Source organism: Methylophilus medardicus, from assembly GCF_006363955.1.
GTDB classification, from domain to species: domain Bacteria; phylum Pseudomonadota; class Gammaproteobacteria; order Burkholderiales; family Methylophilaceae; genus Methylophilus; species Methylophilus medardensis.
On record NZ_CP040948.1, the window covers coordinates 2,052,605 to 2,073,870 of the forward strand.

The 21,266-nt window shown below is 47.4% G+C and carries 17 protein-coding genes; 10 read left to right on the plus strand and 7 right to left on the minus strand.

Features of this window, described 5'->3' with window-relative positions; genetic code table 11:
- Positions 1–71: 71 nt before the first annotated feature.
- From FIT99_RS09745 to FIT99_RS09755, 3 genes are all read left to right on the plus strand, one after another.
- Entirely contained in the window at positions 72–761 is a 690-nt protein-coding gene (locus FIT99_RS09745; protein WP_223261176.1) for a BON domain-containing protein, read from the plus strand.
- Positions 762–913: 152 nt separating this feature from the next.
- Positions 914–1,951, plus strand: coding sequence for a zinc-dependent alcohol dehydrogenase family protein (locus FIT99_RS09750; protein WP_140004104.1), 1,038 nt, complete (start codon positions 914–916; stop codon positions 1,949–1,951).
- A 188-nt stretch (positions 1,952–2,139) separates the two neighbouring features.
- On the plus strand, positions 2,140–4,752 hold the full coding sequence (locus tag FIT99_RS09755) for a cation-translocating P-type ATPase (protein WP_140004105.1): 2,613 nt from the start codon (positions 2,140–2,142) through the stop codon (positions 4,750–4,752).
- Positions 4,753–4,843: 91 nt separating this feature from the next.
- Here the strand turns inward: FIT99_RS09755 and FIT99_RS12585 are convergent, their stop codons facing one another.
- Positions 4,844–7,171 (minus strand): methyl-accepting chemotaxis protein, encoded by a 2,328-nt coding sequence (locus FIT99_RS12585; RefSeq protein ID WP_140004106.1) that lies wholly within the window; start codon positions 7,169–7,171, stop codon positions 4,844–4,846.
- A gap of 272 nt (positions 7,172–7,443) precedes the next feature.
- On the opposite strand from FIT99_RS12585, the gene FIT99_RS12390 reads away from it, so the two are divergent.
- The 4 genes from FIT99_RS12390 to FIT99_RS09775 all read left to right on the plus strand — a co-directional run bounded on the left by FIT99_RS12390 (position 7,444) and on the right by FIT99_RS09775 (position 12,030).
- Complete coding sequence (locus FIT99_RS12390; protein ID WP_189524734.1) at positions 7,444–7,593, plus strand: hypothetical protein; 150 nt, start codon at positions 7,444–7,446, stop codon at positions 7,591–7,593.
- A 582-nt stretch (positions 7,594–8,175) separates the two neighbouring features.
- Positions 8,176–9,183, plus strand: a complete 1,008-nt coding sequence (locus FIT99_RS09765) for a hypothetical protein (protein ID WP_223261177.1) — start codon at positions 8,176–8,178, stop codon at positions 9,181–9,183.
- Positions 9,184–9,401: 218 nt separating this feature from the next.
- Positions 9,402–9,890, plus strand: coding sequence for a hemerythrin domain-containing protein (locus FIT99_RS09770; RefSeq protein WP_140004107.1), 489 nt, complete (start codon positions 9,402–9,404; stop codon positions 9,888–9,890).
- Positions 9,891–9,957: 67 nt separating this feature from the next.
- Entirely contained in the window at positions 9,958–12,030 is a 2,073-nt protein-coding gene (locus FIT99_RS09775) for a catalase (protein WP_140004108.1), read from the plus strand.
- 196 nt (positions 12,031–12,226) lie between these two features.
- Here FIT99_RS09775 and FIT99_RS09780 read toward each other — a convergent pair whose 3' ends face one another.
- From FIT99_RS09780 to FIT99_RS09795, 4 genes are all read right to left on the minus strand, one after another.
- Entirely contained in the window at positions 12,227–12,847 is a 621-nt protein-coding gene (locus FIT99_RS09780; RefSeq protein WP_140004109.1) for an LON peptidase substrate-binding domain-containing protein, read from the minus strand.
- Positions 12,848–13,191: 344 nt separating this feature from the next.
- Entirely contained in the window at positions 13,192–15,318 is a 2,127-nt protein-coding gene (locus FIT99_RS09785; protein ID WP_140004110.1) for a molybdopterin-containing oxidoreductase family protein, read from the minus strand.
- A gap of 527 nt (positions 15,319–15,845) precedes the next feature.
- Positions 15,846–16,796: an OmpA family protein gene (locus FIT99_RS09790; protein WP_223261178.1), complete on the minus strand. Its 951-nt coding sequence runs from the start codon at positions 16,794–16,796 to the stop codon at positions 15,846–15,848.
- Positions 16,793–17,203 carry a DUF4398 domain-containing protein gene (locus tag FIT99_RS09795; RefSeq protein ID WP_140004111.1) on the minus strand — a complete coding sequence of 137 codons (411 nt, stop codon included), beginning with the start codon at positions 17,201–17,203 and terminating at the stop codon, positions 16,793–16,795. Before FIT99_RS09795 ends, FIT99_RS09790 begins: the two co-directional genes overlap by 4 nt.
- Before the next feature lie 333 nt (positions 17,204–17,536).
- Here FIT99_RS09795 and FIT99_RS09800 point away from each other — a divergent pair, with 333 nt between their 5' ends.
- The gene (locus FIT99_RS09800; RefSeq protein ID WP_140004112.1) at positions 17,537–17,788 is read left to right on the plus strand and encodes a hypothetical protein; all 252 of its coding nucleotides are present in this window, start codon (positions 17,537–17,539) and stop codon (positions 17,786–17,788) included.
- 73 nt (positions 17,789–17,861) lie between these two features.
- Here FIT99_RS09800 and FIT99_RS09805 read toward each other — a convergent pair whose 3' ends face one another.
- Both FIT99_RS09805 and FIT99_RS09810 read right to left on the minus strand, forming a co-directional pair.
- Positions 17,862–18,737: an alpha/beta fold hydrolase gene (locus FIT99_RS09805; RefSeq protein WP_140004113.1), complete on the minus strand. Its 876-nt coding sequence runs from the start codon at positions 18,735–18,737 to the stop codon at positions 17,862–17,864.
- 2 nt (positions 18,738–18,739) lie between these two features.
- On the minus strand, positions 18,740–19,360 hold the full coding sequence (locus FIT99_RS09810; protein ID WP_140004114.1) for a LexA family protein: 621 nt from the start codon (positions 19,358–19,360) through the stop codon (positions 18,740–18,742).
- Between the two features lie 56 nt (positions 19,361–19,416).
- Between FIT99_RS09810 and FIT99_RS09815 the strand changes: the two genes are divergently transcribed.
- Both FIT99_RS09815 and FIT99_RS09820 read left to right on the plus strand, forming a co-directional pair.
- Positions 19,417–19,773 (plus strand): cytochrome c, encoded by a 357-nt coding sequence (locus tag FIT99_RS09815; protein ID WP_223261321.1) that lies wholly within the window; start codon positions 19,417–19,419, stop codon positions 19,771–19,773.
- A 119-nt stretch (positions 19,774–19,892) separates the two neighbouring features.
- The gene (locus FIT99_RS09820) at positions 19,893–21,257 is read left to right on the plus strand and encodes an MdtA/MuxA family multidrug efflux RND transporter periplasmic adaptor subunit (protein WP_140004116.1); all 1,365 of its coding nucleotides are present in this window, start codon (positions 19,893–19,895) and stop codon (positions 21,255–21,257) included.
- Positions 21,258–21,266: the final 9 nt, after the last annotated feature.

Consider the following 21,266-nt stretch of genomic DNA (forward strand, 5'->3'; position numbering starts at 1 on the left):
TCTACAAAGTTAGTGGCGATTCAAGTTTCAGTATGTGAATCACCGCACAGAAACCTAAGACATACTGCCTCATGATTGAACTCCATCAATTGATTGGACAAAATATTATGAAAACAGATACTCAGTTAAAGCACGATGTTACAGCAGAGCTTAAATGGGATAGCTCAGTGAACGAAAATGACATTGGTGTTGAGGTTAAGGACGGCATTGTCACATTATCTGGGCACGTTGGTAAGTATTCAGAAAAGTGGGCGGCTGAGTGCGCTGCTCAAAAAGTACCTGGCGTAAAAGCATTAGCAATCGAAATGGATGTTAAGTTATCAGGATCTAACAATCGTAATGATACTGACATTGCACGGACTGCCAAAAGCGTCCTCGAATGGACGACGAACTGGCCAAAAGACCAAGTAAAAGTGATGGTGGAAAAAGGCTGGATAACCTTGTCAGGTCAATTGGATTTTGAGTATGAGCGTCAACTCGCCCTCTCTAATGTGCGCCATTTGATGGGTGTGACAGGCGTGAGTAATCAAATTACGCTCAAACCATTTTTATCTACAAACAGTGTTAAATCAGTCATTGACGCGGCATTGAAAAGAAGAGCTTTGACAGACTCACAAGAAATCGTTGTCACGGTCGATGGTGACAAGGTTAACCTTTCGGGTGTCGTGCATAGCTGGTCTGAACGCGAAATGGTGAGTGATTCTGTTCGAAACACGCCAGGCGTTTCCGAAGTCAGCGACAATATTACTGTTGCATACTAATTTATAAAGTTAGAAGCGGTCTTTATGAAAAACAACTTCAATATTGAAGTTGTTTGAAGCGATTGCAGGAATATTTGACTCCCAACCAAACTGAATCGCCGTTAATTCAGAGACAACTCTATCTAACTCCTCTTAAAAGTAAGGTGTATTCAATGAAAGCACTTGTTTACGAGAGTATTGGCAAGAAAGCTTTATGTGAGCGTCCTGCGCCGCAGATATTAGAAACAACGGATGCAATCATTAGAGTCACTAAAACAACCATATGCGGTACGGATTTGCATATCCTTAAAGGGGATGTACAAAGTTGTAAACCGGGACGAATCTTAGGACATGAGGGTGTCGGGATTGTTGATCGTGTTGGATCTGCTGTGGTTACTTTTAGGGTTGGTGACCACGTCTTGATTTCATGTATCAGTGCTTGTGGTAAGTGTGCGTATTGTAAAAATAAAATGTACTCACATTGCATCAATGGTGGATGGATACTTGGAAATACCATTGATGGCACTCAAGCAGAATTCGTTCGTATTCCTTACGCGGATACCAGCCTCTATCCAATTCCAGAGGGCTCAGATGAAGACGCATTAGTGATGCTAAGCGATATCCTGCCAACCGGCTTTGAGTGTGGCGTGCTCAATGGCAAGGTTGAGCCAAGCGCTACGGTTGCTATTATAGGTTCAGGGCCCATTGGGCTGGCGGCATTACTGACTGCACAGCTCTACTCTCCGGCAGAAATCATCATGGTCGATCTTGCGGATAATCGACTTGAAGTAGCGAAACGTTTCGGCGCAACTGCAATCCTGAATAGTAGCAAAGTGGATGTAGTAGCTGAAATCATGAAGCTAACGAATCAACAAGGCGTTGATACTGCGATCGAAGCTGTAGGCATTCCAGCCACCTTTGAAATTTGTGAACAAATTATCGGGCCTGGAGGCAGAATTGCCAATGTTGGTGTACACGGTACCAAGGTCGATTTACACTTAGAAAATCTTTGGGATCGGAACATCACGATCACAACAGGATTGGTTGATACTGCCAGTACATCGATGCTGCTTAAGTTGGTGCAATCAAAGAAAATTGACGCCAAAACACTCATCACACATCGGTTCAAACTTGAAAATGTTTTAGATGCCTATACGACTTTTGAAGATGCTGCAAAAACCAACGCACTCAAAGTTTTAATTGAAACTTAAATTGCAAATTTCCAAGGATTGACTTGCGGTGAATGCGATCCGCTCAATCGTAAAATGCAACGCTGGCTGCAATTTACTAAGCTGTTTCAGAAAATTAACTTGTCATTGTCCCTCAGTCAATTTGGTGACCATCCTAAACCGCATATATTAGAGGTTCTCGATCAATGTTGAATCAACGGTGAGCATGCATGCCAGCGCCTCAAGATAACCTCGATCATAAGCTCACACCAATCACTGCCGAAAATGTTGGATTAACTTCAACTGAAGCCGCTGAGCGGCTTAAAACAGATGGTTATAACGAGCTCACATCACTAAAAAAGCGTGGCTTTTTCAGTGATGTGCTGGAAATTATTCGACAACCCATGTTTGCTCTATTGATTGGTGGCGGCTTAGTTTATTTATTGCTGGGCGATCGTCTGGAAGCTCTATTTCTCTTGGTATTCGCATGTTTATCTGTCGCGATTACAATTGTCCAAGAATCACGCAGCGAGAGGGTTTTAGAGGCTCTCCGCAACTTGGCAAGTCCGCGCGCAACAGTCATTCGTGGTGGTCATAGAATATCAATTTCTGGGCGTGAAGTAGTCATAGGTGATGTAATGGTCATTACTGAAGGTGACCGAGTCGCTGCTGATGCAGGCCTGATCTCGGCTCACGATTTGTTGTTAGACGAGTCCTTGCTGACGGGTGAATCTGTAGCCGTCAGCAAATCGGCAACACAGTCCTTATCTGACACTTATGCGGGTAGTAAATTAACCCTATCCACTGGCGTTGAAAACTCACCTTTTATTTTCGCTGGCGCTTTGGTGGTACGTGGTACAGGGCTCGCATTAGTCCACGCAACGGGTGCCCGCAGCGAAATGGGCAAAATAGGTGGCGCCTTAAACAGCATAGATAATCAACAACCTCATCTGCAAAAACAGTTACAAGGCCTAGTTCGTAATTTCAGCATTATTGGCGCCTTTGCCGGCGGAATCGCAGTCTTGTTATATGGGATTTTGCGCGACGCCTGGCTTGAAGCGATGCTGAGCGGTATTGCTCTCGGCATGTCTCTATTACCCGAGGAATTTCCGTTGGTCATGGCCGTGTTTATGGCCATGGGCGCATGGCGCATATCAAAAGCACGTGTGCTTACGCGTCGGGCTTCATCCATAGAGTCCTTAGGGGCTACAACCGTGTTATGCAGTGACAAAACCGGCACTTTAACTGAAAATAAAATGTCTCTAGTCGCCATTCAAACTGATACTAAAACCTGGTTAGAAAGCGATAACTCTTCTTCCATAGTCGATATTCAAATCGTACTGAAAACAGCTTTATTAGCTTGTTCACAACAGCCCACCGACCCGATGGATATTGCTATTCACACGCGGGCTAAAGCAAGCATTGGTGAACATAGCATCGATTTCGAGAAATATAATCTAGTTCACGCTTATGGCCTCAGACCAGACTGCTGGGCAGTGGCGAATATTTTCACTACTGTTAATGGCGAAGTTACAGTCTATGCGAAAGGTGCGCTAGAAACGATCACAGCCCTTTGCCATTTAACAGAAAATCAGTTTTCAGCTATTCAAAAACGAGCTGAAAAACTCGCCATGGAGGGGATTCGGGTATTAGGTGTCGCACAGTCAAAAATAAATGACGCACAATTAAAATCGCCACCAGAAAAACTGCATGATTATCAATTTGAATATGTGGGCTTAATTGGGTTTGCAGACCCACTCCGCTCCAATGTCCCTGCTGCAGTTGCTGAATGCCGTAAAGCTGGTATCAGAGTAATGATGATCACAGGAGATTATCCAACGACTGCACTTGCGATAGGGCGGCAGGCAGGGCTTGATTCTGAGCGGGTATTAAAAGGCGATGTCATTGAACAAATGACAGATGACCAATTGATCATCGCGTTAAAGGTGACTTCAATATTCGCGCGTATTCGTCCTAATCAAAAACTACGCATTGTTCAACTATTAAAGAAGAGTGGTGAAGTTGTAGCTATGACAGGTGATGGCGTTAACGATGCGCCTGCTATTAAGGCCGCAGATATTGGTATTGCGATGGGCGGGCGCGGTACCGATGTCGCCCGTGAGGCCTCCAGTATTGTATTACTCGATGATGACTTTGGCTCAATTGTAAAAACGATCAGATTAGGTAGACGCATTTACGACAATCTGCGTAAAGCCATTGAATACATTATTGCTGTCCATATTCCTATAGCCGGCTTAGCGATTATGCCGCTGCTGTTCGGCATGCCTCTGATACTTACCCCTGTTCACATTGCATTTTTAGAGATGATTATAGATCCTGCCTGCTCGGTTGTATTTGAAGCTGAAGCTGAAGAGGATAATGTGATGCAGCGCTCACCCCGCGACTCAAAAATCCCGTTGGTTTTACCCAAACGCATTATTTGGGCAGTTATTCAGGGCTCGATTGTTATAATTGTGTTGGCGATTATCCTATTCATTGCTAGGCAAATGCAGCTCATCGAAACAGATTGCCGGACACTTCTGTTCACATCGCTGGTGATACTGAACATGGGATTGATTTTAATCAACCGATCATTTAGTGCATCCATATTGACCGCAGTTTTAAAACCCAATCGTTCACTTTGGGTATTGTTATCCAGCGTCAGTGCCATACTAGCCATCACAGTTGCTTGGCTACCCGCACGCAAGCTATTTCAGCTCGGGCAATTTCATTGGCATTTATTCAGCATATCAATCGTTGCAAGTTTGGCGACTTTGCTTACGTTGGAAGCAATAAAATGGCAATGGTTTCGAACTGCAAATCAGTCACTTAAGCCTGCTTAAATTTTGGAAGTGGCGTTTTCCTTTAAAATTTCTTGGCAAACATCAACACAAAAAAGCGACCTGAGCGTCGCTTTTTTAAGTTAAACGTGGGTCAGTACTCCTGCCAACTTTCTTCATTTGTCCCTGATTTCAGTCGCTTTTTCGGAGTGTCATAGTTTGATTTTTGATTTTGGGCACTTGGTTTTTGATGATTTTCAAAAGTGCTTTGATGCTTAGATGTGCGGTCAAAAGCTGCTATTTTTTTGGAACGCGTCTGCGTCTGTAAAGAGAGTTTGAAGGCACCTACAGTTTCCATGAGCTCGCTGGCTTGTTCAACGAGACTCTCCGCCGCTGCCGCTGCTTGCTCAACGAGCGCGGCATTTTGCTGGGTGACTTCGTCCATACTTGTGATCGCTGAGTTGACTTGATCAATGCCTGAGCTTTGCTCTTCTGAGGCGGCCGTGATTTCTCCCATAATGTCCGTCACACTTTGGACTGATTTCACGATTTCATTCATGGTAGCGCCTGCATCTTCCACCAGTTTTGTGCCTTCTTGCACTTTGTTTACAGAGTCTGAGATAAGGTCTTTAATTTCTTTTGCAGCGGTCGCAGAGCGTTGGGCTAGATTTCTAACTTCTCCAGCAACGACTGCAAAACCTCGCCCTTGCTCACCTGCTCTTGCTGCCTCAACCGCTGCATTTAGGGCAAGAATATTGGTCTGGAAGGCAATGCCGTCAATCACCGAGATAATATCTTCAATTTTCCTGGCGCTGGCGTTAATGTCTGCCATGGTCGTCACCACGTTGCCAACAACTTCTCCACCTTTCAGTGCGACACCAGAGGCAACGCTCGCGAGTTGATTAGCTTGTTTGGCATTTTCAGCATTTTGTTTAACCGTGGATGCCAATTCCTCCATGCTTGAGGCTGTTTCCTCCAAGCTTGAGGCTTGTTGTTCGGTGCGCGATGACAAATCATTGTTTCCCGAGGCGATCTCGCTTGCTGCGGTATTAATGGTTTCAGAGGCTTCGCGAATGTGCGAAACGACCTCTGACATCTTATCCAGCAAAGCATTAATGCCTTCCATGGTTTTTACTGTGGCCGCTGATTTACCAATCGTTTGTAAACGTGCGCTAAGGTCGCCATCCACTGCCGCTTGAACGATTTCACTTATTTGCGTTTCAGATTGTTTTTCCAAAGTGACATCTAACCACTCCAGTACGCTACCGATTCGCTTGCCTTGTTCATCATAAATCGGGTTTGCATTTAATTTTACAAAGAGGTCCCCCAATGGCAAAGTGACGCTGTAAGGGCCTTTAAGGCTACTCAACAAATTGCGCTGATGAGCTGGATTTTTATGAAAAACATCAAAGTTTTGATTGATGATTTTGTTGGGATCAAAGTTGGGCAATACTTTTTTAAAGTTGCTTGCAGACGCCTGCATAAACTTTTCAGTGGATGGGTTCATGTATCGGATGATGCCATCATTGTCTGCCATCATCATGTTGATCGAAGCCGCTTCTAACGTGCTTTTGATTTGCATGGCAAAAGCAGATTTCTTAGCATTTTCGAAATCTTTTTCTATTTCGGCCGTCACATTTTGTGCGTATTTGACAATTTTTGATAGCTTGCCGGTATCGTCAGTAATCGGATTATAAGAGCCCTGAACCCAGATCTCTTTACCAGACTTGCTGATGTTTTTGTATAACCCTGATTCCGGCTCACCACGGGCTAGTTTTTCCCAGAGTGTTCGGTATTCTTGACTGTTTTTGCATGCTTGATCGACCAATATTGCGTGATTTTTTCCGACTATTTCTTGTGAAGTGTAGCCAAGGTAATTTAAAAAGTTTTCATTGGCTGAAATAATATTGCCCGAAGTATCAAACTCAATCACCCCTTGCAGCTTGTTAATGGCTTTGATTTGACCCGCAGCCTCAGCATCTTCAAGTGATTTGCGACGCTCGGCGGTCACATTACGCCATTCGAGAACATTGCCCGTATGTTTTCCGCTGGTGTCGTAGGTGGCAGTGACGTACAAGGCAACGGTCAAGCTGCCGACTTTAATATCAGTTTTAAAAGGTAAGCGCGAGGGGTCTGCGAGCATTTGACGCTGATGAGCAGGGTTTTTGTGGAACACGTCTATGCAGGTGCCCATTATTTTTGATGTGTCGAAATTGGGATAGGCTTTCTTAAACTCTTCTGCATTGTCAGTAAATAGTTTAATGGTGGCATTATTGACATACGTCACGATGAAGTCTCTATCGATCATCATGATCGCAGAAGAGGTATTATCCATCGCACTCTTGATAGCCAATAAGGCTTGTTCACGCTGGATAATTTGGTTTACTTGCTGATCTTTCTGATCTAATGCAATGATGTTTTGCTCGTTCTCAGCCTCAAGTTTTTCTATTTTGCTTTTTGCAGAAAAAAAATTGGTAATCACTTTAGTGCTCCATGAAGATTGTATTAAGCAGCCGTTAATCAGAAATTTTCCATCAATTTTTTAAACGTTCAATGACCGTGTTGATTTAAATTTTGATCAAGTAAAAACTTGTCCTACAAAACTGGATAATATTATGTTGATCGCCATCAACAGTATTTTTCTAACAAATATCTAATTCTTAAGATGCCTATGAACGCCAGCACACATCTCATTTGTGCATGGATTTGACAACTGTTTTTCATTGAATGTTAGTGGATAAACGATGGGGTCAAATGCAGAAAAAAGCACTTAATTATTATTTAATTCGCGAAGTAATCATTCTCAGATTAACTAAGATCAGCCTAAGCGATATCATGGATGAGCGTGCCTTGATGGGTGATGTATTTCGCTTGAGCAAAAAAACCCGCAATAAAGGACTTTAACTGTGCATCATATTTTGAATTGTTACCGCTTTCTGTGAGCAGTTTTGACCGTATAGAACCAAAAAAACTGCGGCTTTAAAGGTGCGCAATCTAGTTGAATTCTTGTGGTGCACTGCTCACTTTCATCCCCTCCGGCGCACCTCACATTGAAAAGGCTTATTCCTAAAAGGTTTAAGCCTTTTTTGTTTTCCATCGAGTGCAATTTAACTGCGTATTTTTCAATTGTTAACTTGGTCATTTAAGCGCTCATTTGATCAGTACATCACTGCACCAATGATTTCTGTTTGGTTGTTCAGGTTAGGGATCATCGGATACCGAACAAATTGGCCTAGACCTCGAAACGCAGCGCAATCAATCGACTCGCGCATGTCTACAAAATGCGTAGCGCATTAGGATTCACGCCTGTGCATGGAGGCGGGAGAAGCTTTTTTGATTGGCTTTTTGTTCATGCTAATGAATTTTTCGGGGCTGTTTGAATAGCGTTAGAGCTTGTGAGCGAATTTCATTTTATGTTCGATAGCTAACAGAAGCACATTTAAAGCAATGCAATACTGCCGTTTTATCGCACAGCGAGGCAACTTCATGGCTACATCTAACTCCCAAAATTCCAATCCACTTCAACCGAATACGCCCAATTCAAACTTACCCTTGAACGAACAGCGCATAGGGGCGAATGTTTTTCCAAATGACCAAAATAACGCAAGTGATGGCTTGACCGGTGCCACCGCATGGGGTGCCATTTTTGCAGGTGCCATCGCTGCGCTAGTGCTTACCATGCTTTTATTATTGCTCGGCGCAGGAGCCGGTCTCTCGAGTATTTCACCATGGTCGCAACAAGGCATCAGCGCCACTGCTTTTGGCGTATCTACAATTGTCTGGTTGATTGTCACGCAAATGCTTGCCTCCGGTATGGGCGGTTATTTAGCGGGAAGATTAAGATGCAAATGGGCTGGCACGCAGTTAGATGAAGTCTACTTTAGAGATACAGCACATGGCTTTTTAGCCTGGTCTGTGGCGACGCTTGTAGCAGCATGCATGATTTCATCCACGATAGGTTCGATCGTTGGTGGTGGTGTGCGCTCTGTTTCAACAATCACGGGCGCAGCTGTTTTGGGGGGTGTGACGGCCGCGGAGAATCAAATGAATCAGGCTGACAATGCAAGCCCTTCAAGTGCCATGCATTATGTGATTGATTCACTGTTTCGTACGAATGCGCCAGCAACAGGCGAGAGCAACAACGCCGCCGTAGAGGTAAAACCAGCGGTCACTACCAAGCCAGAAGTCATGCGCATCCTCACAAACGCCCTCAGCATGAAAACCATGCCACCCGCCGACCTAACTTACATCAGCCAATTGGTGGCGAAGCACACCGGCCTAACACCTGCGGAAGCGGAAAGTCGCGTAAGTGACCTGTATAGCACCATGCAAAAAAGCAAACAGGAAGCTGAAATCGCGACCAAACAAGCGATTGACCAAGCCAGAAAAGCCTCTTTTTACTCGACGCTATGGCTGTTTGCAGCTTTGCTGATCGGTGCATTTTCAGCAAGCCTTGCCGCCACTTGGGGCGGTCGTGCAAGAGATACGTATTAATACTTGAATCAGACTTCTTTTGATTAACCTTCGATACAACAACCCCTATTAGGTATTTTAATCATGCGCTCATTACTCCTTTTTTTTATTGGCATTCCCATTCCCATCATTATTTTGATTGCATTATTTGTGCATTAGCGCGTTTGTGCCACTGCAGTGCAAGGCCGTTTGCTCAACACCTACCAGCAGCCCATTTTTCAGATTAAGGAATATCAATCATGACTGTTATACAAAAAACGCTTACCAAACCAAGTGCCCCTACGAAAGCGCAAGACGCAACAGCATTGTTGCGCGCTGACCACAAACTGGTTAGCGGCTTGTTTGAGGATTACCAAAAGGCCTCCACTAAAAGCATGAAAAAAAAGCTGGTGAATCAAATCTGCCTAGAACTCAGCGTGCATGCGCAAGTGGAGGAAGAGATTTTTTACCCCGCGGTGAAACAGGCGCTCAAAGACCATGAAATGGTGCCAGAGGCGACCGTAGAACATGCGACTTTGAAATCGCTCATTGCACAAGTGGAGGGCGTGGAGCCAGATGGCGAAATGTATGATGCGAAGGTAAAGGTACTTTGCGAGTATGTTGAGCATCACGTGAAAGAAGAGCAGGATGAAATGTTCCCCAAAGCCAAAGCTTCTAAACTCGACATGATGGCATTGGGTGAGCAGATTGCAACGCGTAAAAAAGAGCTCATTGCAGAAAAAGGCTAAGGTTAACCGCTGGATTTTAAGCTTTTATGGATAAACAGACCGATTAACAGACCTTAGGAAAAAGCATATGAGTAACGATCAAGCTTCGAAAAGTAAAGCCTCGGCAACCGACCAAGATGTACAGTTAGGGACAGGCGGCGAGTTGCATCAAATGGCAAATGGTGAGCATGCATTGTTGACCACCAATCAAGGTTTGCCGATTTCTGACAATCAAAATTCTTTAAAAGCCAGCCCTTTGGGACCTACCTTACTAGAAGACTTTATTTTACGAGAAAAAATAACGCACTTTGACCATGAGCGGATTCCAGAGCGGATTGTGCATGCACGCGGCTCCGGCGCGCATGGTTACTTTGAACTGACACACTCCTTAGAAAAATATACCACAGCAAAAATTTTGACTGAGCTGGGCGAAAAAACGCCGCTGTTTACGCGGATTTCTACTGTGGCGGGTGGTTCTGGCTCGGTGGATACGCCGCGAGATGTGCGTGGCTTTGCAACCAAGTTTTATACCAAAGAAGGCAATTGGGACTTGGTTGGCAATAATGTGCCGGTATTTTTTATTCAAGACGCGATTAAATTTCCAGACTTGGTGCATGCCATCAAAATGGAGCCAGACCGTGGGTTTCCACAAGCAGCCACGGCGCATGATACTTTTTGGGATTATATTTCGCTCACGCCCGAATCCATGCACATGATCATGTGGATTATGTCTGACCGCACCATTCCGCGGTCGTTACGCATGATTGAAGGGTTTGGTGTGCACAGCTTTCGTTTAATCAATAGTCAAGGCGAATCCACCTTTGTGAAGTTTCATTGGCGGCCGCAATTAGGTTTGCAATCGATGGTGTGGGATGAAGCCGTGAAGACCGCTGGCGCGGACCCAGACTTTATGCGCCGTGACCTGTTTGAGGCGATTGAATCTGGCAATTTCCCTGCATGGGACTTAGCCGTTCAATTGTTTACCGAGGAGGAAGCCGCACAATTTCCGTTTGATCATCTAGACGCCACCAAGTTGATCCCCGAAGAGCTGGTGCCTTTGCGAGTGATTGGCCACATGGTGCTAGACCGCTGGCCAAACAATTTTTTTGCAGAGACCGAGCAAGTGGCTTTTTGCCCCTCACACGTGGTGCCAGGCATTGATTTTTCAAACGATCCATTGTTGCAAGGGCGCTTATTTTCTTATCTTGATACGCAGCTCTCGCGCTTGGGTTCGCCGAATTTTAATCAGATTCCAATCAACGCGCCAAAGTGCCCATTTGCCAATCACCAACGTGACGGCCATATGCAAATGCAACAACCCGTCGGCCGAGTGGCTTATGAGCCCAACACACTCTCTAACACCTCGCCCCGCGAAACACCGCAAGGTTTCCGCACAGCCGCTTTGGATGAAAACGGTGTGAAAGGCCGCGTTCGCCCTGAAAGCTTTGCTGACCATTACAGCCAAGCTAAGCAATTTTTTATCAGCCAACATAGCCATGAGCAATCGCACATTGCATCGGCTTTAATCTTCGAACTCTCAAAAGTGGAACATGTATACATCAGAGAAGCGATTGTCGGACATTTAAGAAATATTTCAGAGGATTTAGCCAGCCAGGTAGCGAATGGCTTGGGCTTGCAACAATTACCGGCGCCCTACCCATCGGCCGTGCGTGCACAAGATTTGCCGCCCTCACCCGCCCTTCAAATCATCGGCAAAATGAAAAATACGCTGCAAGGTCGCGCAATCGGCATACTCATCGCCGATGGTTCAGATGCACACACCATTCATGCGATTAAAACCGTTGCCAAAAAATCGGGGGCAACCGTAAAAATTGTCGCCCCTAAAATTGGCGATGCCACTTTAAGTGATGGTGCGATGCTCAAAGTAGATGGTCAGCTCGCGGGCACGCCATCGATGATGTTTGACGCCGTTGCGATTGTTCTGACAAGTGATGCTGCAAATGCACTATTGGAGGATGGCGCTGCAAGAGACTTTGTGAACGATGCTTACAGACACCTAAAAGCGATTGCCACAGATGTAGGTGGCGAAAAACTGCTCAACATGCCGAATATCAGCTTTAACGTGAATGGCGATGCGCTTTCAACAGTAGACGCCTTTATCGACGCTGCTAAAACGCGCTTTTGGGACAGAGAAAAATAAAGCCAAGCTTAGGCTAAAGGATGAAGATGCATTTTATTGAGCAAACCTGAAAATACTTGTCTTGCAGCCAAATAAGAACGTAGTCTGCAAGGCAGGTATTTTTACAAATTCAAGCTCAATATGGGTGTGTTTATTGTATGTTGATTGGCGGGATGCTGCGACTTGCAAAACATCCCCACAAAACTAGGATGATCGATCAGTTAAACTTTTTTGCGTTTAAATTTAATGCATCATGAATCAGCTCTAATCTCACAATTGGGCTATCCATCTGCATCAAGCGTTGCTTCTGAATGAGCGGCAAATCAAGTAATTCAACCCATCTATTTGAAACCCATGCCGCATCGTTGTATTCATAAGGCTTAAGAATCGGAATATCGCTTTCTGCTATCCCTTGCAAAGGCAACGACTCAATCAGATGTTGCAGGTGTTCACTAACACTTTTCAAATCATCAGGGATCGGGACCTGCAAATCGTTTTCAATATCCGAAACGTTGCCCATGACAAGACCATCAGCTTGAACAGTAAACCCATTGATATGAATCCTGCGGGTTCCGCGACAGCTCACCATAATAATCCCGACAGTTGTCACATCCGCATCTAAAATCTCTAACACAGTCCCCACGCTTGCAAAGGGCAAATGGCTCGATTGATCTGACTGGGTATCTGGCTGCGCAGCCACAATTGCAAACCCTGTTTGTTCCCGAAGGCAGGCTTTGATCATGTCTAAATACCTCGCCTCAAATATACGCAGATTCATCAGCCCTTTAGGGCAAACCACTACGTTGAGCGGAAAAAGCGGTAATTGATAGGATTCCATAACTTGATATGGCTATTTGAGTGCGTTTTCGTTCACGTTTTGCATCATAAAAAATGTTAAGCGATTAATAACAAAGAGTTACTTTAGGCCACTGTAGCGTAAAAATATTCACCTTTTATCTAGTGTCGAAAATGCCATGAACGTGCCCTTCTCCACATTTGTCCCTCTCATTAAAAGTGACTTAATTCCGGTAACTGGATTGAGTCTAACTTTACTTTAGGGCAATAAATTTGATTTTTGGCGAAAGTAGTGGCTGGTGCACCATTGGTGGATAGTTACCGAAGAGGACGAGTGATTGCCACTTTCATCCTCTCCGGCGCACCATACATTTCAAAAAAAAGCGTTCACACTAGCGCGACTTCAACCAGATTATCGCTAAAAGTATTTGAGTGGCCCATGTCTCCATATTCGGCCGAGCTGATGCAATTGACGGTGCCTTTGTTGAGTTGCCGCCAATAGCCCAAGGTGGCGACCACGATGCCGGGATTGACGTCGGTAGTGACGCGGGCGACGGCTTCAAAAGCCCCCCTGTCGTTGTAGGTCTTGACCATGACGCCATCTTCGATGTTGCGTGCGAGTGCATCTAATGGATTGATCATCAGGTATTGCTCGCCTTGCACACGGATTTTGGATGCCATGTTTGCGTAGGATGAGTTGATGAAACCATGGCTTTTTGGAGAGATGATGTTGAGTGGGAACCGAGCCGCGAGCGCACCATTGGACTCTACCGTCTCTCGACTTGGCACGTAGGCCGGGAGTGGGTCGAGATCTTCGCCCGGTTGAAAACCTTCATACATCTGCCTGAAGGGGCCTGCTACGAAGTTCTTAGCGCCTTCTACCATGAACATGCATTTCCCGGTCGGGGTGGGGAAGTTGCCTTGCCGGTGCGGGGCACGGTCGTCTTTTGTGCCGACATTCAATCGGGCAAAGCCATGCTCACGCATATAGTTGAGATCTATACCCTTGCAGGCGGCTGCGTCCCAGTCGACATAGTGCTGCAGACATTCGCTGTCGCTCCATTTAAAATTGTCTTCTTCAAAGCCCAAACGTTGGGCTAAGCGGCGGAATATTTCATTATTGGCCAGAGCTTCTCCGGGTGGATCTATGCATTTGGTGTTGTATGTGAGATATAAGTGACCCCACGATAAGATCATGTCCTCTTGTTCTGCGCCCATGGCGGCTGGCAACAGAATATCTGCATAAGCGGCCGTGTCTGAAATGAAATGCTCGGCCACCACGGTGAACAGGTCTTCGCGCTTTAATCCCTCGATCACCTTGTCGGTTTCAGGCGATTGCGTGACTGGATTGGTGTTCCACACCATGATCGATTTAATCGGCACCGCTAAAGGTGTTTCGCCAAGGAGCGCTCTCCCCAATTGCAGGATATTCACCACGGGCGTTCCTTCGGGAATGAGGTCTGGCCGGCAAATCACATCAAACTTATAGGGATGCTCCCACACTGGAAATTGTAACGCGCCGCCGCCGACATGGCGCCAGGCTCCGATGAGGGCGGGCAAGGAGGTGACGGCGCGGATCGCCTGACTGCCGCCATAACTACGTTCGAGTGCCACACCGATGCGAATAGCTGCTGGCGGTGTCGTGGCATATTCACGGGCAAATAAGCGAATCTGTTCCGCGGGGACGCCGGTAATGTCAGCCGCCCATTCTGGCGTACACGCTTTGGCTCTTTCTGCCAGTTCGCTATAGCCCACGGTATATTGATCAACATAATCTTGGTCGACTAACCCCTCTTCAATGATGACATTCATCATCGCCATGGCCAGTGCGCCATCGGTGCCGGGCTTAGGCGCAATATGCCAATCGGCTTCTTTGGCCGTTTTAGAAGCAAATGAATCGACCACCACCACCTTGGCGCCGCGTTTTTGCGCCTCTTTAATAATGTGCCAGTGATGAAGATTGGTTGAGACCGAGTTGCAGGCCCAGATGACAATGAAATTGGCATGAATGAAACTTTCAGGATCCACACCGGCGGTTGGCCCGACAGTCAGCAACCAAGCAGTACAAGAGCCTTCACCACAGAAGGTCCTTTCGCAGACGGTGGCGCCGAGTCTGTTAAAAAAAGCATCCCCGCCATTGAGCCCATGCACCAGCCCCTGATTCCCCAAATAACTGACAGGCAATATGGCACGCGGGCCATCCGCCTTAATCAGCGCTTGCCAACGATCAACAATGGTATCCAAGGCCTCATCCCAGGAGATGCGCTCAAACTGTTTAGTCCCTTTGGGCCCTACCCGCTTCATGGGATAAAGAAGACGATCTGGATGATAATGCCGCTTTTCGTAATCCTTTAATTTCACGCACAAGCCACCGCGTGTCATCGGATGGTCAGGGTTGCCTGAGACCGATATCAACTCACCATTTTTGACATGAAACTGCATTGAGCAGGTATCGGGACAATCATGAGGACAACCACCATGAAACGTTTGAATGACCTCTGCAACATTATTCATATTTCACTCCAATCGCTAGGCTAAATGCAGTTTTATTTTAAGAAAGCCAACCCAAGACAGGTCTGTCTGTTCGATATACTATACGCCTTGCGCTAGAAACACAATGCTGCGGGGGGAGTGCAACTGATTGCGCACAACACCCGAGTTGATGACCGCATACACGCATGACTACCGCAGTAGAATAATGCGACCAATCAGTGTGTTAAGTAAAGGCCAACCAACAATAACGTTAAGCGGTCTGGTGGTCTGTTTAGGATGCAAACTCACACAATATCAAGCTTAAATCTTCAATGCCTAGCGTCAGGCTCATGAGCGCATCCTTCAAAAAACAAAAAGCCAAGCTAGTGATGACTAACTTGGCTTTTTAAGGATACTTTTCTGGCTATTTTTTAATGGCGGATGCAGTTGAACCCGATGGCGTTGGATGCATGAAAAACTCAATTTTGATTATTTTTGGTGCATCAGTGCCTGCATACATGTAAGCCTATCTTTTGGGTGAGAGCGCCATCGGTTTTATGACTACCCTTTTAATTTGCAGGCGTGCGAGGGTTCTCAATGATCACTTCCACGCGGCGGTTCAACTGGCGCCCGGATGCGCTGTCGTTGCCGGCAACAGGAGAAACTTCACCCTTGCCAGCGGTCACAACGCGATCTGAAGCCACCCCTTGCTTCATCAGCCAACCTTTGACGGCATCAGCGCGACGTTGCGATAAAGCCTGATTGTAGTCGGCGTTACCCACCGTATCGGTGTGGCCTTCGATAATCACGGAACGGTCTGGATATTGATTGAGGAACGTCGCGAGTTTGGCAAGGTTGGTGGCTGCGCCACTTTTGAGTACCGATTTGTCTGTATCAAACAGCACGTCGCCGAGCGTGACAACCAGACCGCGCTCGGTGGGTTTTGCATTGAGCGCGGCAATCTGCAGTTGCAAATCATCGGACTTCTGCTGGGCGGCGGCTGCCGTCTGTTGCGCATTGGCAGTGTCCTGTTGCGCAGCCAGTGTTTTCATGCGTTCAGCTTCGGCACGGCTGCGGGCGTTATCGGCCTCTTTTTGCGCCGCTAATGCCTGTATACGCGCAGCATCCGCATTACTGCGGGCCGCATCAGCTTCTTGTGTGCGTGAATCAAGGCGTGCACTCTCGCGTTGCTGGCTCAATGCCGTGCGCTGCACAACTAACTGCCGACTTTCGGCCAAGGCTTGTGCGGTATCCACCTTGCTTTCGGCAAGATACATCAGATGTGCCGTTCTTTCTTTGTCCCCTGAGGATGCCTCTGCCGCACGTAATGCGTCTTCTGCATCCTTGATCGCCACGGGCGCTTGACTAGCGAGTGGCTGATCAGCCTGCAACTTGGTCAACTTGATACGTGCATTGTTTACCACCTCTGGTTGAACGGGCTTGGCGGCACAGGCCACCAAAAAGAGCGATGCCAGTGCAGTCGCGATCAACACGCCAGGTCGCTGCATTGTTGTTTTCATTTTTGTTCTCCAGTCTTACGTTTCATTTCAAGCTTGAGGGTATCGGTACCTTTTTGCATTTGCTCGTTGACCACACGCGCTTTAGCCACTTCGGCGCGCGCGGAAGCCAATTCAGCATCCGCTCTGGCCTCTTGGGCGAGTCGCTGAGCGAGGACCATTTTTTCGGCCTGCACTGCGCTTTTGGCTGCCGAGAGTTTGTCGCGCGCTGCGCTTAATTCAACAGAAGCATAATCGGCCACATTGGCGCGCTCTGCACCGGCAATGGCTTGTTCGGCCGCATGCAAAGCCAATGTTGGCGGCTGGGGCGTTGAGGCGCAGCCACCCACTAACAATAATGCACTGAATAAAGAGGCTAAGCCGATGCGGTTGCTTGGTTTTGCCGTGGGTAAAGGGATCGCGTGTGCCATGTCATTCTCCTAGTGTGTTTCGATGCACTGGGTGCCCGAATACCCAGTAGTGTCACAGGTTAGCGTCGAAACCACCGTGCACTGGCGAACATATGGCGCTGGGTGGCAGATTGGACTAACTGCTCACGCATGCTGGGCCTATGTCTATGACAAGTACGCTTGCTGCAAACAGTCTGAATTTTATTGCTGAAAGACAGCAGGATCGCGAGAACGCATGATGCGCGCTGAGCGCTTGCTGAGCAGCATCGGCCGAACATTCGTGCTGAAAGTTTGCTTGTATTTGAAGCCAACAGCCCCTATAGTCACCGCACGCAAATAATGGAAAGACAACCTATGAAAAAAATATTGGTGAACGTGCAAGTGGAACTAGATGTCCCTGACACCTGGCAGTTGGTAGAGCATCCTGACGAGGTGCAAGCGATTAAGCTGGAAGATGGGCGCTTTATGTATATGAGTTTTTTACCGATGTTTACCACCGACCCTAATGCGGGGGCGGAATGGTCTAGCGAGTGCACGGATGCGTTCAGTGAAGAGATTTTAGATATGGTCGCAGACGAAGAAGTGTTGATGAAAGTTGAAACGTAACGCCAACATCACCTTACCGCAGATCAGCAGAGTGAGGAAAAAAACGCTGCTGAATCAACCCCATAGACTATTACTAATTGGCACTTGCTGAATACCCTGAGTACCTTTTGCTAGCCTGATAAAGTTGGTCGTTGGTGACTGCCGGTTTACAAAATGCATGAATCGCTGTGGCTAAACGGTCAGGCGCATCATAAGGCAGCTCATGGCCTGCGTCCGCAATCAGTTGATATTGCAGATCAGGGTTGAGGGCATGCAGCGCACGTGCTGATTCAGTCGACACAATGCCTTCGTTACCCAGCAGCAATAAGGTTGGCACATAGATATTACGCACCAACTCATCAAACTCGGGGTGTGGCGGAACTAACACATCAAAAGCGCGCGGGTTGGTTCTGAATTTGGCTTGCACCAGATGTTCAACAAGCTCAGAGGAGCGATAGCGGTTTTTGAGTTTGGCCTCGGTGAATAAGTCTGCTTTGCTGGCTCGTAATAACTGACGATGCTGTTTCACCGCCTCACGATCATCTAGCTGATATTGCCACTCCGGGCTGATGAAGTTGGGCTCGGCCAGCACGATGCCCTCAATCGCAAACCCCAAACGACTGGCAACCATGGCTGCGGTCATGCCACCCATTGAATGCCCCAGCAGATACGGCGACTGAATGTTGAGTGTTCTAATCAATTCGATGACATCATTGGCATGGTCTTGGTAGGTATAGCCATGCAGTGGCGCACTCGACTGACCATGGCCGCGCGCATCTGGCATGATGATGTCGAAGTGTGCTTCGAGTTCACGGGCCAATTGCGACCAGCAAGCACCACTTGCCGTTAAGTCATGCAGTGCAATTAATGTGGGTTTGTTGCCACCCGTTCTTAAATAGTGAATATTGAGCCCGTTTACGCGGCAAACTGCATTCGTCCAGTGTGCTGAAATAATGTTTTTACGTGTCATGATTAAAACCTTCTGAAAGATCCAGTGACCACACCCCAGACCGAAAATTGCATCTGGCCCTGAATAAGGATGGGAGCATATTGACCCGAGCTGTTGGCAGGCAACAGTTTCGGATCGCCATTTTTCTGTTTCGCTAATATTTTGATGGTGAACGCGCCATCCACCATTGCCAGCACGATATCGCCGATCGCGGCCTGTTTCTTTTTATTCACAATCGCTTTGTCACCCGGGATCAACCCTGCCTCAATCATCGATTCGCCCTGAATAGTGACAAAAAAAGTACTAGACGGGTCATCAATCAGATAGCCGTTCGGGTCCATCCGCGACGCTTCGTCACTGTCGGCTGGCGCCGGCAAACCAGCCGGCACTTTGGATTGATACAAAGGTAAATGTAAGGCCTCAGACGCCTGTGCAAGTTGGGTAAACTCCCCCACCCTATCTAGATGATTGGCAATTTCATCTAAGCGCTGCTTTTTGGCATAAGCGTCGAGAAAACTAAGAATGATCGGCTTTTGACTGTCTGGCACACGCATGACCGTCGTATTTTCCCGATAAAGCCCTGAGCCAACCTTGCGGCCGGAGCCGGGTCTTTTACCACCATTTTGTTTGTCATTCAGCGTCATGCGAATTATTGTAACAACAATCAAGAATTATTGTAACAACAATCAGTTTATTTTTTATAGAAAGGAATCTCCAAAAAATAAAAACCCAACTCGACAACCCAGACACCTTGAGCAAAGACGAGGTCATCGTTGCCGCCAACGCGATTGCGGCCGCCGCAAATACAGGCTTAGGGGCACTTTATGCCCCGAGCAGGGACAAAGGAGAAGGCTGGCGTAAAACGCGACTGAAATCAGCGTTTTTTGAAAAACCAGAAGAGGCAAAAAAAGTGGCTTTACAGTTCAATCTAGAAGCGAACGAATTTGCTAAGGTCGCGGCCACTGGCGATGTTGGTCAGATCAAGGCGAAATTTGGCAAACTGACACAATCATGCAAGTCTTGCCATGACAGTTTCCGAGAAAAAGATGCAAAATAACCCTGTATAGTCACATTAACCGAATATGATGTTAAATACGGCTGACGCTTGTCAGCCGTTGTGCGTGATAAACCCAGCGTGCACTGCTCACCTTTTGCTGTATAACGATTAAATCAAGTATGACTTATAAAAAACTCATTCTCACTAGCGCCATTGGTTTGCTTCTGATTGGCGGCGGCACTTGGCTTTGGCAAAAAACCCATCCGCCATCGGCGCAAGCGGCAGCAGCGGTTGGACGCGAAGGCGGCAGTTCGGATAAAGCTGGGCGTCACGGCGGCCCCGGTGGGGGCAAACGCGGTGGGCATGGCAAATGGGGGGATAAACCCTCGCCGGTCACCGCCGCTACTGTCAAGACGGCCGATGTTCCGGTGACGCATACGGCACTCGGCACGGCGATTCCCTCGGCAGTGGTGACCGTCACCAGCCGCGTGGCGGGCCAATTGATCCAAGTGGGTTTTCAAGAGGGCCAATTGGTCAAACAAGGCCAGTTACTCGCCAAGATTGATCCGCGTCCCTTTGAAACGGCCTTGGCACAAATTCAAGGCCAGGCAGTGCGTAACCAAGCCTTACTCAAAAACAGCCAGATCGATCTGGAGCGCTTTAAAACCTTGCAGGCACAAGATTCCATCGCCTCACAACAAGTCGATGCACAAGCTTCGTTGGTGCAACAATATCAAGGCACTGTTCAAGCGGACCATGCCTCGGTCGAGAGTGCAAAACTACAGCTGGCCTTTACCAATGTTACGGCGCCAGTGAGTGGCCGCATCGGTTTACGTCAAGTAGATAACGGCAACAACATCACCACCACGAACCCGATTGCTGTGATCAATACCATTCACCCTATTCATGTGGTATTTAACCTGCCTGAAGATAAAATCTCCGCGTTAATTCAGCAGAGCCAGTCCACCTTGGGGACACGCAAATTAAAAGTAGAGGCCTGGGATAAAAGTAATACACAACGACTCGCCACCGGCGTGCTGGCCAGCCTCGACAACCAGATTGACACCACCTCTGGCACCCTCAAACTGAAGGCGGCCTTTTCGAATGAGGATAACCGGCTGTTTCCAAACCAGTTTGTCAATGTCAAACTGTTTAGCGAAACAATTCCGCATGCCAGCGTGATTCCGTTAAATGCGTTGCAGCACGGCCCCGATGGCCCTTTTGTGTACATGATTGTTGCAGACGAGCATGGCGACAAGGTGCGCTTGCAACCGGTCACCGTCGGCCATACCGATGGTGATATTGCGGCCATCACCCACGGCTTAGCATCCGGTGACCGCGTGGTCAGTAGCGGCATAGATAAACTCAAAGACAATGCCAAAGTGCGCATCAAGGATCCAAACCGCGCATTTGACAAAGAAGCAGGCACTGGGCGTGGCGCGCATCCCCCACGCGAAAACGATGGCGCGGCGCAAGCCTCACCAGCGAGCACAGCACCTGAGGCTTCTCGTCCGCATCGTCGTCGCCAAGCCGGTGGCGCTTAGTCCAACGAC

What these genes read in the sequence shown, in the direction of transcription:
- FIT99_RS09745 (WP_223261176.1), top strand. Translation starts at nt 72, where the DNA reads ATGATTGAACTCCATCAATTGATTGGACAAAATATTATGAAAACAGAT.
- FIT99_RS09750 (WP_140004104.1), top strand. Translation starts at nt 914, where the DNA reads ATGAAAGCACTTGTTTACGAGAGTATTGGCAAGAAAGCTTTATGTGAG.
- FIT99_RS09755 (WP_140004105.1), top strand. Translation starts at nt 2,140, where the DNA reads ATGCCAGCGCCTCAAGATAACCTCGATCATAAGCTCACACCAATCACT.
- FIT99_RS12390 (WP_189524734.1), top strand. Translation starts at nt 7,444, where the DNA reads ATGCAGAAAAAAGCACTTAATTATTATTTAATTCGCGAAGTAATCATT.
- FIT99_RS09765 (WP_223261177.1), top strand. Translation starts at nt 8,176, where the DNA reads ATGGCTACATCTAACTCCCAAAATTCCAATCCACTTCAACCGAATACG.
- FIT99_RS09770 (WP_140004107.1), top strand. Translation starts at nt 9,402, where the DNA reads ATGACTGTTATACAAAAAACGCTTACCAAACCAAGTGCCCCTACGAAA.
- FIT99_RS09775 (WP_140004108.1), top strand. Translation starts at nt 9,958, where the DNA reads ATGAGTAACGATCAAGCTTCGAAAAGTAAAGCCTCGGCAACCGACCAA.
- FIT99_RS09780 (WP_140004109.1), bottom strand. Translation starts at nt 12,847, where the DNA reads ATGGAATCCTATCAATTACCGCTTTTTCCGCTCAACGTAGTGGTTTGC.
- FIT99_RS09785 (WP_140004110.1), bottom strand. Translation starts at nt 15,318, where the DNA reads ATGAATAATGTTGCAGAGGTCATTCAAACGTTTCATGGTGGTTGTCCT.
- FIT99_RS09790 (WP_223261178.1), bottom strand. Translation starts at nt 16,796, where the DNA reads ATGAAAACAACAATGCAGCGACCTGGCGTGTTGATCGCGACTGCACTG.
- FIT99_RS09795 (WP_140004111.1), bottom strand. Translation starts at nt 17,203, where the DNA reads ATGGCACACGCGATCCCTTTACCCACGGCAAAACCAAGCAACCGCATC.
- FIT99_RS09800 (WP_140004112.1), top strand. Translation starts at nt 17,537, where the DNA reads ATGAAAAAAATATTGGTGAACGTGCAAGTGGAACTAGATGTCCCTGAC.
- FIT99_RS09805 (WP_140004113.1), bottom strand. Translation starts at nt 18,737, where the DNA reads ATGACACGTAAAAACATTATTTCAGCACACTGGACGAATGCAGTTTGC.
- FIT99_RS09810 (WP_140004114.1), bottom strand. Translation starts at nt 19,360, where the DNA reads ATGACGCTGAATGACAAACAAAATGGTGGTAAAAGACCCGGCTCCGGC.
- FIT99_RS09820 (WP_140004116.1), top strand. Translation starts at nt 19,893, where the DNA reads ATGACTTATAAAAAACTCATTCTCACTAGCGCCATTGGTTTGCTTCTG.